10 protein-coding genes are annotated in these 11484 nt (G+C 69.9%); 1 reads left to right on the forward strand and 9 read right to left on the reverse strand.

Features of this window, described 5'->3' with window-relative positions:
• Positions 1-117: 117 nt before the first annotated feature.
• From AC069T_RS14820 to AC069T_RS14850, 7 genes are all read right to left on the reverse strand, one after another.
• A complete protein-coding gene (locus AC069T_RS14820; protein WP_478783109.1) occupies positions 118-1323 on the reverse strand; it encodes an acyl-CoA dehydrogenase family protein in 1206 nt (401 codons plus the stop codon).
• 2 nt (positions 1324-1325) lie between these two features.
• Positions 1326-1838, reverse strand: coding sequence for a MaoC family dehydratase (locus AC069T_RS14825; RefSeq protein WP_476749746.1), 513 nt, complete (start codon positions 1836-1838; stop codon positions 1326-1328).
• 5 nt (positions 1839-1843) lie between these two features.
• The gene (locus tag AC069T_RS14830) at positions 1844-2818 is read right to left on the reverse strand and encodes an HpcH/HpaI aldolase/citrate lyase family protein (protein WP_478783110.1); all 975 of its coding nucleotides are present in this window, start codon (positions 2816-2818) and stop codon (positions 1844-1846) included.
• The gene (locus tag AC069T_RS14835) at positions 2815-4842 is read right to left on the reverse strand and encodes a protein meaA (protein ID WP_476749744.1); all 2028 of its coding nucleotides are present in this window, start codon (positions 4840-4842) and stop codon (positions 2815-2817) included. The genes AC069T_RS14830 and AC069T_RS14835 overlap by 4 nt, the downstream gene beginning before the upstream one ends.
• Before the next feature lie 9 nt (positions 4843-4851).
• Positions 4852-6189, reverse strand: coding sequence for a crotonyl-CoA carboxylase/reductase (gene ccrA, locus AC069T_RS14840; RefSeq protein WP_478783111.1), 1338 nt, complete (start codon positions 6187-6189; stop codon positions 4852-4854).
• Between the two features lie 440 nt (positions 6190-6629).
• Complete coding sequence (locus AC069T_RS14845) at positions 6630-7445, reverse strand: TetR family transcriptional regulator (protein ID WP_478783112.1); 816 nt, start codon at positions 7443-7445, stop codon at positions 6630-6632.
• 136 nt (positions 7446-7581) lie between these two features.
• A complete protein-coding gene (locus tag AC069T_RS14850) occupies positions 7582-9387 on the reverse strand; it encodes a 3-hydroxyacyl-CoA dehydrogenase family protein (RefSeq protein WP_478783113.1) in 1806 nt (601 codons plus the stop codon).
• 369 nt (positions 9388-9756) lie between these two features.
• On the opposite strand from AC069T_RS14850, the gene AC069T_RS14855 reads away from it, so the two are divergent.
• Positions 9757-10329 carry an adenylosuccinate lyase gene (locus AC069T_RS14855; protein ID WP_478783114.1) on the forward strand — a complete coding sequence of 191 codons (573 nt, stop codon included), beginning with the start codon at positions 9757-9759 and terminating at the stop codon, positions 10327-10329.
• A gap of 37 nt (positions 10330-10366) precedes the next feature.
• On the opposite strand, the gene AC069T_RS14860 is transcribed toward AC069T_RS14855, so the two are convergent.
• On the reverse strand, positions 10367-10879 hold the full coding sequence (locus AC069T_RS14860) for an N-acetyltransferase family protein (protein WP_478783156.1): 513 nt from the start codon (positions 10877-10879) through the stop codon (positions 10367-10369).
• A gap of 20 nt (positions 10880-10899) precedes the next feature.
• Positions 10900-11298, reverse strand: a complete 399-nt coding sequence (locus AC069T_RS14865) for a RidA family protein (RefSeq protein WP_478783115.1) — start codon at positions 11296-11298, stop codon at positions 10900-10902.
• Between the last annotated feature and the right edge of the window lie 186 nt (positions 11299-11484).

Below are 11484 nucleotides of genomic sequence, written 5' to 3' on the forward strand. Positions count from 1 at the left end.
CCGGAATCGTACCGGTCGCGGGCCACAACTGGGCAAGCCAGGAAGCCGAGTCGGCAGCCGAAGAGCGTTCACGGGGTGTGATCTTCTTCTCGGAGAAAACACCCCGTACCCGGACAATCAGCCCTGGAGCCGATACTCTTCGAGCAGCCTGCGCCCGATGATCATTTTCTGGATTTCGGCGGTACCTTCGCCGATCAGCAGCATCGGCGCCTCACGGTAGAGCCGCTCGATCTCGTACTCCTTGGAGAAGCCGTAACCGCCGTGGATCCTGAAGGCGTCTTCCACGACTTCCTTGCAGTATTCGGAGGCGAGGTACTTCGCCATCCCTGCTTCCAGGTCGTTTCGCTCCCCGGAATCCTTTTTGCGTGCCGCGTTCACCATCATGGCATGCGCGGCCTCGACCTTGGTAGCCATCTCCGCGAGCTTGAACTGGATCGCCTGGTGCTGGGCGATCTGCTTGCCGAAGGTGTGCCGCTGCTGGGCGTAGGAAACGCCCAGCTCGAAGGCGCGCTGAGCCACGCCGCAGCCGCGGGCCGCCACGTTCACCCGGCCGACCTCCACGCCGTCCATCATTTGGTAAAACCCGCGGCCGGTGGTGCCGCCGAGCACCCGATCGGCCGGAATGCGCAGTCCGTCCATGATCAGCTCGGTGGTGTCGACACCCTTGTAACCCATCTTGTCGATTTTCCCGGGGATGGTGAGGCCGGGGCGGACCTCTCCGAAACCGGGCTCCTTCTCGACGAGGAAGGTCGTCATCGACTTGTGGGGCGCGGTGCCCTCGGGGTGTCCTTCGTCACTCCGGACGAGAACGGCCACCAGCGTCGACGTGCCGCCGTTCGTCAGCCACATCTTCTGGCCGTTCAGGACGTACTCGTCGCCGTCCTTCACCGCCTTCGACGTGATGGCCGACACGTCCGAGCCGAGCGCCGGCTCCGACATGGAGAACGCGCCGCGCACCTCGCCCGCCGCCATGCGCGGCAGGAAGTAGTCCTTCTGCTCCTGCGTGCCGTGCTGCTTGAGCATGTACGCCACGATGAAGTGCGTGTTGATGATGCCGGACACCGACATCCAGCCGCGCGCGATCTCCTCCACGCACAGCGCGTAGGTGAGCAGCGACTCACCCAGACCCCCGTACTCCTCGGGGATCATGAGCCCGAAGAGGCCCAACTCCTTGAGACCGTCGACGATCGCCTGCGGGTACTCGTCGCGGTGCTCCAGCTCGGTCGCGACCGGGATGATCTCCTTGTCCACGAACCCGCGGACGGTGGAGAGGATCTCCCGCTGGATGTCGGTGAGACCGGCGGTCTGGGCAAGTCGCGCCATGGCTACTTCTCCTGTGCCTTCAGCTCCGGGCGGCCGGGCTGCTCGCCGCCGCGCTCCTTGATGTACGTCTCGGTGGGGACCATCACCTTGCGGCGGAAGACGCAGACGAGCGTGCCGTCCTGCTTGTAGCCCCTGGTCTCGACGTGGACGATGCCGCGGTCGTTCTTGGACCTCGACGGGGTCTTGTCGAGGACCGTCGTCTCGCCGTAGATGGTGTCGCCGTGGAAGGTCGGCGCCACGTGCTTGAGCGACTCGACCTCCAGGTTGGCGATCGCCTTGCCCGAGACGTCGGGGACCGACATGCCGAGCAGCAGCGAGTAGATGTAGTTCCCGACGACGACGTTCTTCCCGAAGTCGGTGGTCCGCTCCGCGTAGTTGCTGTCCATGTGGAGCGGGTGGTGGTTCATCGTCAGGAGACAGAAGAGGTGGTCGTCGTACTCCGTGACGGTCTTCCCGGGCCAGTGCTTGTAGACCGCGCCGACCTCGAACTCCTCGTACGTGCGTCCGAACTGCATGCTGCTCAGGCCTCCGGGGCTTCGAACTTGCTGGTGCGCTGCATGCCGGCGGCCCGGCCCTTGCCCGAGATGACGAGCGCCATCTTGCGGCTGGCCTCGTCGATCATCTCGTCGCCGAGCATCGCGGAGCCCTTCTTGCCGCCCGCCTCGGACGTGTAGAAGTCGTACGCGTCCAGGATCAGTTCGGCGTGGTCGTAGTCCTCCTGGGAGGGCGAGAAGATCTCGTTGGACGCCTCGACCTGTCCCGGGTGCAGCACCCACTTGCCGTCGAAACCGAGGGCCGCGGCGCGCTGGGCGACCGCGCGGTAACCGTCGACGTTGCGGATCTGGAGGTAGGGGCCGTCGATCGCCTGGAGGTTGTTGGCGCGGGCGGCCATCAGGATCTTCATCAGGATGTAGTGGTAGGCGTCCGCCGGGTAGCCGGGCGGCTGCTCACCGACGACGAGCGACTTCATGTTGATGGACGCCATGAAGTCGGCCGGGCCGAAGATGATCGTCTCGACGCGCGGGGAGGCCTGCGCGATCTCGTTGACGTTGTTCAGGCCCTGCGCGTTCTCGATCTGCGCCTCGATGCCGATCCTGCCGACCTCGAAGCCCATCGTCTTCTCGATCTGCGTCAGCAGCAGGTCCAGCGCGACGATCTGCTGCGCGTCCTGGACCTTCGGCAGCATGATGCAGTCGAGGTTGGGACCCGCGCCCTCGACGACCGTGACGACGTCGCGGTACGTCCACTCGGTCGTCCAGTCGTTCACGCGCACGACCCGCGTCTTGCCGGTCCAGTCGCCCTCGTTGAGGAACTTGACGATGGTGTGCCGCGCCTCCGGCTTGGCGAGCGGCGCGCACGCGTCCTCCAGGTCGAGGAAGACCTGGTCGGCCGGGAGGCCCTGGGCCTTCTCCAGGAAGCGCGGGTTCGAGCCGGGCACGGCCAGGCAGGAGCGCCGCGGACGCAGGCGGTTGACCTGGGGAGCAGGGCTGGTCATGCGGGGACCTCCAGGGGGTCGAGCTTGTTCGCTTTCCGGATCTCGTCGACGATACGGCCGATGATTCCGGTGATGTCGAAGTCCTTCGGGGTGAAGACGGCGGCCACTCCCGCGGCGCGCAGCTGTTCGGCGTCCGCGTTCGGGATGATCCCGCCTGCGATGACCGGGATGTCCGCCGCGCCCGCCTCGCGCAGCCGGTCCAGCACGTCCGGCACCAACTGGGCGTGCGAGCCGGACAGGATGGACAGACCCACGCCGTGCACGTCCTCGGCGAGGGCCGCGGCGACGATCTCCTCGGGCGTGAGCCTGATGCCCTGGTAGACCACCTCGAACCCGGCGTCGCGGGCCCGCACGGCGATCTGTTCCGCGCCGTTGGAGTGCCCGTCCAGGCCCGGCTTGCCCACCAGGAAGCGCAGCTTGCCGACGCCCATGTCCTGCGCCGTCAGCTCCACCTTGCGGCGGACGAGGGCGAGCGCGGTGCCCTCCGCGGCGGCGATCGCGACGGGTGCGGAGGAGACGCCGGTGGGAGCGCGGAACTCGCCGAACACCTCGCGCAGGGCCCCGGCCCACTCGCCGGTCGTGACGCCGGCGCGGGCGCACTCCAGGGTGGCCTCCATGAGGTTCTCGCTGCCCTTGGCGGCCTCCTTCAGCCGCTCCAGCGCCTTGCAGGGGCGCGGGTGGTTGAACGGCGGCTGGTAGCGGTTGTCGCGCCAGTTCCCGAGCGCGGCCACCACGCCGGCCTCCACCGTCGGGTCGACCGTCATGATCGCCGCGTCCAGGTCGGCGGTGAGCGGGTTCGGCTCGGTCGACTGGAAGACGTTGACGCCGACGATCTTCTCGGTGCCGCCCTCGATCCGGGCCCGCCGCTCGGCGTGCGAGGAGACGAGCTGCGACTTCAGATAGCCGGACTCGACGGCGGCCATCGCGCCGCCCATCTCCTGGATGCGGTCGATCTCCGCGAAGGACTCCTCGACCAGCTCCGCCACCTTCGCCTCGATGACGTGCGAGCCCTCGAAGATGTCCTCGTACTCCAGCAGGTCGCTCTCGTGGGCCAGCACCTGCTGGATGCGCAGCGACCACTGCTGGTCCCAGGGCCGGGGCAGCCCCAGCGCCTCGTTCCACGCGGGGAGCTGCACGGCACGCGCGCGGGCGTCCTTGGAGAGGGTCACGGCCAGCATCTCGAGGACGATCCGCTGGACGTTGTTCTCCGGCTGGGCCTCGGTCAGGCCGAGGGAGTTGACCTGGACGCCGTACCGGAAGCGGCGCTGCTTGGCATCCTCGATGCCGTACCGCTCGCGGGTGATCCGGTCCCAGATCCGGCCGAACGCCCGCATCTTGCACATCTCCTCGATGAAGCGGACGCCCGCGTTCACGAAGAAGGAGATGCGGGCGACGACATCACCCCTGCGCTCCTCGGGGATCTGGCCCGACGCGAACACCGCGTCGAGCACGGCGATCGCCGTGGACATCGCGTACGCGATCTCCTGGACCGGAGTGGCTCCCGCCTCCTGCAGGTGGTAGCTGCAGATGTTGATCGGGTTCCACTTCGGGATGTGGTTCACCGTGTAGGTGATCATGTCCGTCGTCAGCCGCAGCGACGGACCCGGCGGGAAGACGTGCGTCCCGCGCGAGAGGTACTCCTTCACGATGTCGTTCTGGGTCGTCCCCTGGAGCTTGGTGACGTCCGCACCCTGCTCCTCGGCGACGACCTGGTAGAGCGCCAGCAGCCACATGGCGGTGGCGTTGATGGTCATCGAGGTGTTCATCTGCTCCAGGGGGATGTCCTGGAACAGCCGGCGCATGTCACCGAGGTGCGAGACCGGCACCCCGACCCGGCCGACCTCGCCGCGGGCGAGGACGTGGTCGGGGTCGTAGCCGGTCTGGGTCGGCAGGTCGAACGCGACCGACAGACCCGTCTGCCCCTTGGCGAGGTTGCGCCGGTACAGCTCGTTCGACGCCTCGGCGGTGGAGTGACCGGCATACGTGCGCATCAGCCACGGCCGGTCCTTCTGACGCTCTGTCATCAGGGGACCTCAGACGTTCCGGAAGCGGTTGATGGCGTCGATGTGCCTGGCGCGCTTCTCCTCGTCGCGCACACCCATGCCCTCGCGGGGGGCGAGCGCGAGCACACCGACCTTGCCCTGGTGGAGGTTGCGGTGCACGTCGTACGCGGCCTGGCCGGTGTCCTCCAGCGAGTACACCTTCGACAGCGTCGGGTGGATCTTGCCCTTGGCGATGAGCCGGTTGGCCTCCCAGGCCTCGCGGTAGTTCGCGAAGTGCGAGCCGATGATGCGCTTCAGGGACATCCACAGGTAGCGGTTGTCGTACTCGTGCATGTAACCCGAGGTCGAGGCACAGGTGGTGATCGTGCCGCCCTTGCGGGTGACGTACACGCTCGCGCCGAAGGTCTCGCGGCCGGGGTGCTCGAAGACGATGTCGATGTCCTCGCCGCCGGTGAGCTCGCGGATGCGCTTGCCGAAGCGCTTCCACTCCTTGGGGTCCTGGGTGTGCTCGTCCTTCCAGAACTTGTAGTCCTCGGCGTTGCGGTCGATGATCGCCTCGGCGCCCATCGCGCGGCAGATGTCCGCCTTCTGCTCGCTGGAGACGACACAGATCGGGTTGGCGCCGCCGGCCAGGGCGAACTGCGTCGCGTACGAGCCGAGGCCGCCGCTCGCGCCCCAGATGAGGACGTTGTCGCCCTGCTTCATGCCGGCGCCGTTGCGGGAGACCAGCTGCCGGTAGGCGGTGGAGTTCACCAGGCCCGGGGCGGCGGCCTCCTCCCAGCTGAGGTGGTCCGGCTTCGGCATCAGCTGGTTGGACTTGACGAGCGCGATCTCGGCGAGGCCGCCGAAGTTCGTCTCGAAGCCCCAGATGCGCTGCTCGGGGTCGAGCATCGTGTCGTTGTGGCCGTCGGAGGACTCCAGCTCGACCGAGAGGCAGTGCGCGACGACCTCGTCACCGGGCTTCCAGGAGTTCACGCCCGGGCCGGTGCGCAGGACGACGCCGGCGAGGTCGGAGCCGATGATGTGGTACGGCAGGTCATGGCGCTTGGTGAGCTCCGACAGGCGCCCGTAGCGCTCCAGGAAACTGAAGGTGGACACCGGCTCGAAGATCGAGGTCCACACCGAGTTGTAGTTGACGGAGGAGGCCATGACGGCCACCAGGGCCTCGCCCGGGCCGAGCTCCGGCACCGGCACGTCGTCCAGGTGGATCGACTTGCGGGGGTCCTTGTCGCGCGTGGCGAGCCCGGAGAACATCTCCGTCTCGTCCTTGTGCACGGTGATCGCGCGGTACGACTCGGGGAGCGGCAGGGCGGCGAAGTCGGCGGAAGTCGACTCCGGCGACTGGATCGCGTCCAGGATTTCCTTCACTGTGTTGCCTCCGGCGAATGGCGTCTTGAGGGAAGACGCTTGGGGTCACGTCGGTGCTGCTGGGTGTGAGGGTGCCGTCGGTTCGGCGGAGTTGCTGCTGGCGGCGCTTTGTGGCGCGGAAGGTTGCCTGTGACGCAGGCGTCCGGGCGCGCTTGCCGGGGTACCCGCGGGCGGTGCCCGAGGGAGGCTTGCGGGGACAGCCGGCGTACGTGAGGTCTCTGCACGCCGGCCGCCCGGACACCTTCAACGTATGGCACGCCGTGTCACCTGACAAGGCACGCAGTGCCAGAAATCCCGCTCAGGTGAAATCTTTACGTAACACGTGAGCGATGATCGATCAAGTCGCCCCGAAAAATGGGTACGAAAACGCCGGACGGGCTCAAAGAGAGCCCGTCCGGCGCTGAGGTGCGGCAGCGTGCCGCGAGTCGGGGGCGAGGGCGCTACGACCGGTCCTTGAGCGCCTGCTCGATGGTGCGCATCACCTGGTCCAGCGGGGCGTCGACCCGGGCGACGGTCACCAGGACGTCCCCTTCCGTGAAGGCGGAGGAGGCCGGCGCCGTCTGCGGGGCGACGTCGCGGCCGGCGCCGATACCGGAGCCGAACGTCTTCCGCACGATCGAGAAGGCGTGATCCAGCTGCGCCTCGACGTCCCCCTGTCCGCCCGCCCGCAGCCAGCGCCGCAGCACGTGGTTGTGCGCGGTGACCACGGCCGACGCCGCGACCTCCGCCAGCAGCGGATCGTCGTTGGCGTCGTCGTCGTGCGCGTGCTCGTCGAAGTGGCCGAGCAGGTACCGGGTGAACAGCCGCTCGTAACGGGCCACGGAGGCGATCTCCGCCTCGCGCAGCGTCGGCACCTCGCGCGTGAGCTTGTAGCGCGACACGGAGATCTCGGGGCGCGCGGCGTACATCCGCATGACTTCCTTGATGCCGCGGCACACCGTGTCCAGCGGGTGCTCGTGCGCGGGCGCCGCGTTGAGCACCGCCTCCGCCCGGATCAGGGTGTCGTCGTGGTCGGGGAAGATCGCCTCTTCCTTGGAGCGGAAGTGGCGGAAGAACGTACGCCGTGCCACTCCGGCCTGCGCCGCGATCTCGTCGACGGTCGTCGCCTCGTACCCCTTGGTGGCGAACAGCTCCATGGCCGCGGCCGCCAGTTCTCGGCGCATCTTGAGCCGCTGCGCGGCGGCGCGACTGCCCGCGGCACTTTCCGGCGCGTCGGGCGTGGCTGCGGTACGGGAGGACTTGGCGGGCTGGGACATGACCCGAACGTACTGCATCCGCGCAGTGGAGTGCGCGGATGCGCAGATCCCCCCGCCCTCCCCGGGCGGGGGGCCGCCGGCCGGGCCGAGGAGCCCGCCCCAGTCGGCGGACTCCCCGTGCCGGTCCTCGCGCGCCTCAGCGCCGGGCATATTCGCGGAAGCCGCGGCCCGTCTTGCGGCCGAGGCAGCCCGCGGCCACCAGGTGCTCCAGCAGCGGCGCCGGGGCCAGGCCCGGGTCGCGGAACTCGCTGTGCAGGACCTTCTCGATGGCCAGCGACACATCGAGGCCGACCACGTCCAGCAGCTCGAACGGGCCCATCGGGTAGCCGCCGCCGAGCTTCATCGCGGCGTCGATGTCGTCGAGGGTCGCGTAGTGCTCCTGGACCATCTTGATCGCGTTGTTCAGGTACGGGAAGAGCAGCGCGTTCACGATGAAACCGGCCCGGTCGCCGCAGTCCACCGGGTGCTTGCGGATTTTCGCGCACACCTCGCGGACCGTGGCGTGCACGTCGTCCGCGGTCAGCACGGTGCGGACCACCTCGACGAGCTTCATGGCGGGCGCCGGATTGAAGAAGTGCATGCCGATCACGTCCTGCGGGCGCGAGGTGGCGCGGGCGCAGGCGACGACGGGCAGCGACGAGGTGGTGGTGGCCAGCACCGCACCCGGCTTGCAGACCTTGTCGAAGGCGGCGAACAGCTGCTGCTTGATCTCCAGGTCCTCGGCGACGGCCTCGACGGCCAGGTCGACGTCGGAGAAGGCGTCGTACGAGCCGGCCGGGGTGATCCGGTCCAGGGTCTGCGCGGCGGCCTCGGCGGTCAGCCGGCCCTTGTCGACGGAGCGCGAGAGCGACTTGCCGATCCGGGCCTTGGCGACCGCCGCCTTCTCCTCGCTGCGGGCGGCGAGGACGACGTCGTAACCGGCCTTGGCGAAGACCTCGGCGATCCCGGAGGCCATCGTGCCGGAGCCCGCGACGCCGACGGAGCGCACGTCCCGTCCCGGCGTCGTGGACGCGCCCGCGGCCGGCGTCAGCGCGTCCCCGACGACCGTGTCGCTGCCGGGAGCCTCGTACGAGTAGAAGCCGCGCCCCGCCTTGCGGCCGGTCAGACCCGCCTCGGTGAGCTGCTTGAGGATGGGGGCGGGCGCGTGCAGCCTGTCGTGGGACTCCGCGTACATGGCCTCGAGCACCGTGCGGGCCGTGTCGATGCCGATCAGGTCGAGCAGCGCGAGCGGGCCCATGGGCAGACCGCAGCCGAGCCTCATCGCCGCGTCGATGTCCTCGCGGGAGGCGTACCGGGCCTCGTACATCGAGGCCGCCTGGTTGAGGTAGCCGAACAGCAGCCCGTCCGCGACGAATCCGGGACGGTCGCCTACCGCGACGGGCTCCTTGCCGAGCTGGACGGCGAGGTCCGTGACCGCGGCGACGGCCTGCGGCGAGGTCAGCACCGAGGAGACCACCTCGACCAGCTTCATGGCCGGGGCCGGGTTGAAGAAGTGCAGTCCGAGCACCCGCTCCGGACGCGCCGAGTCGGCCGCCAGCCGCGTCACCGAGAGGGCGTTGGTGCCGGTCGCGAGAATCGTCTCCGGACGCACGACCTCGTCGAGCGCGCGGAACACCTGCTGCTTGATCTCGTACGACTCCGGGGTCACCTCGATGACCAGGTCGGCGTCGGCCGCCGCCTGAAGATCGGTGAAGGTACGGAAGCGGGCGAGGACGTCCCCGCGCTCCTGCTCCGTGAGGCGCCCGCGCTGCACGGCGCGGGCGGTGGAGGCTTCGACCGCGGTGACGGCCTGGGCGGCCGCGGCCTCGCTGACGTCGATGCCGACGACTTCGCGGCCGGCCCGGGCGAGGACCTCGGCGATGCCGGTGCCCATGGTGCCGAGGCCGACGACGGCGACGGTCTTCAGCGGGGACAGAGGGGTGTCGGACAGGGGAGTGGCCATCGCGGGACTCCAGGAAGAGGGTGACGACTGAGGAGCACACGGGTGCGCCGAAGGGGCGCACACGGTGCGTGGGATGCGGGTGTTGCCGGGCTGACGAGCGCACACGCCCGGAGCCGTCCAGGAGGTGGCAGCACAGCCGCCCCTGGAGCGGTGAAGACCGACCGGCCCTGTCCCGGAGCCGTGTCGCACTGAGGTACCTGAGGTACCGAACCGACTGGCACTCGCGGCGGCTGCGTCACCAGGCCACCGCAAGCAGAACGCGAGTGGGTAACTCGCTCGTCTGAGCTTAACCGGCCGGTAACGAGCGCGCCAGCCCCCAGTTTGTGATGTAGGTCCCCGCGCCCCGGGTGCCGCTCTAGGCTCGGCGCCATGGACGAGGAGTTGCGATCACTCACGGAGCGCCTGCGCACCGAGGCCGGGCCTTCCGCGACGTACGACCGGCTCGTGGCGACCGATGACCCCGACGAACTCGCGGCCGCGCTGACCGAGCCCGGACAGCCCCTCTGGGCCCGGGAGCTGGTCGCCTTCCGGCTCGGCACCGCCGGTGACCGGCGGGCCTTCGAGGCCCTCGTCCTGCTGCTCAACCACCGCGATCCGCAGCGCTGCGCGTCCGCCGCGCACGCGCTCGCCGTACTGGGCGACCCGCGCACGGCCCGCGCCGCCGCCGCGCTCGCCACCAACGAACTGCGCGTCGCCTACGCGCTGCACCCGGTACGGCTCCTGGCGGCGCTGCGCGCACCGGAGTCCGTGCCCGCGCTCGTCACCACGCTGGAACGCAGACTGCGGCCGCACGATCCGTACCGCAGGGTCGCCCTCGCGTGCGTGGAGGGGCTGGGCGCGCTGGGCGACGCCCGCGCCCGCCCCGTCCTGACCGAGTGCCTCGCGCACCCGGCCCTCGCGGAAGCGGCCGTCCGGGCCCTGGGCCGACTGCCGCAGCGGTGACGGCTGTTGATGCCGCGGCAGCCGCCGATGCCGTGACTCAGCGGGGCCCCGTGCCGTCGAGCACGCGCACGTAGCGCACCTCGGGGACCGTGACGCCGTCGACCTCGAACGGCTCCTGGGCGCCGTCGGCGGCGAATCCCGACCGCTCGTAGAAGCGCCGGGCGCGGTGGTTCTCCCGGAGTACCCACAGGAGCATGCGCGGGTGGCCGGCGGCGGCGCACCGGGCGACCGAGGCACCGAGCAGCGCCCGGCCCGCGCCGCCGCCGAACCGGTCGGGGTGGACGTAGAGCGCGTACAACTCGGCGTCCGACGTGGGGGTTTCACCGTCCCGGCAGGGGCCGTGACAGGCCCAGCCGACCACGTCCCCGTCCCGCTCGGCGACGACGTCCACCACACCGTCGCCACCCCGGTCGAAGAACGTCCGCCGCCGCGCGACCTCCTCCTCCAGGTCGAGAGCGTCCAGGTACGGCTGCGGCACGAGACCCCGGTAGGCGCTCTGCCAGCCGCGGGCGCGGATCTCGGCCACCCGGCGGCAGTCGGCGCGCGTCATGGCGCGGAGGGCGAGTCCGCTCACTCGCCGATCACCGCGTACGCCTCGATCTCCATCAGGAACTCCGGGCGGACCAGCGCGGCGACCTGGACCGCCGACGCGGCCGGGAGGCGGTCGGCCGGTATGTGGGCGTCGCGGGCCGCGCGGACGGCGGGCATGCAGGACATGTCCGTGACGAAGTAGGTGAGTTTGACGACGTCGTCGAACGTGGCCCCGGCCGCGGCGAGGCAGCGGCGCAGGTTCTCGAAGACCTGGCGGGCCTGTGCCGCGGGGTCGCCCTCGCCGACGACCTCTCCGTCCTCGTCGAGGGCGAGTTGGCCGGAGACGGCCACGAAGCGCCCGGTACCCGTGACGACATGCGCGTACGCGGCGGCGGGGGCGACCCCGTCGGGGGCGGGAATGCGGGTCAGCTCACTCATGCGTCCATGGTGGACCACGGGTCGGACAACGGCCCCGGCGGCCGCGGCCGTCGCGCTCCGCTCGCGCGGGCGGCGGTTCCGGCCGGAACCGCCTCCCTCGTCACCGCCGGAACGGGGTGGATCCGCCACAGAAACCCAGAAACCCCTGCAACGTCTAGCCGCCCGAAGCGGAGGCCGTCCTCTTCG

Source organism: Streptomyces sp. NPDC043867, assembly GCF_056435845.1.

Coding starts and splice junctions, on each gene's coding strand:
- AC069T_RS14865 (WP_478783115.1), bottom strand. CDS start 11,298: ATGAGTGAGCTGACCCGCATTCCCGCCCCCGACGGGGTCGCCCCCGCC.
- AC069T_RS14845 (WP_478783112.1), bottom strand. CDS start 7,445: ATGTCCCAGCCCGCCAAGTCCTCCCGTACCGCAGCCACGCCCGACGCG.
- AC069T_RS14850 (WP_478783113.1), bottom strand. CDS start 9,387: ATGGCCACTCCCCTGTCCGACACCCCTCTGTCCCCGCTGAAGACCGTC.
- AC069T_RS14835 (WP_476749744.1), bottom strand. CDS start 4,842: ATGACAGAGCGTCAGAAGGACCGGCCGTGGCTGATGCGCACGTATGCC.
- AC069T_RS14825 (WP_476749746.1), bottom strand. CDS start 1,838: ATGCAGTTCGGACGCACGTACGAGGAGTTCGAGGTCGGCGCGGTCTAC.
- AC069T_RS14860 (WP_478783156.1), bottom strand. CDS start 10,879: ATGACGCGCGCCGACTGCCGCCGGGTGGCCGAGATCCGCGCCCGCGGC.
- AC069T_RS14830 (WP_478783110.1), bottom strand. CDS start 2,818: ATGACCAGCCCTGCTCCCCAGGTCAACCGCCTGCGTCCGCGGCGCTCC.
- AC069T_RS14820 (WP_478783109.1), bottom strand. CDS start 1,323: ATGGCGCGACTTGCCCAGACCGCCGGTCTCACCGACATCCAGCGGGAG.
- AC069T_RS14855 (WP_478783114.1), top strand. CDS start 9,757: ATGGACGAGGAGTTGCGATCACTCACGGAGCGCCTGCGCACCGAGGCC.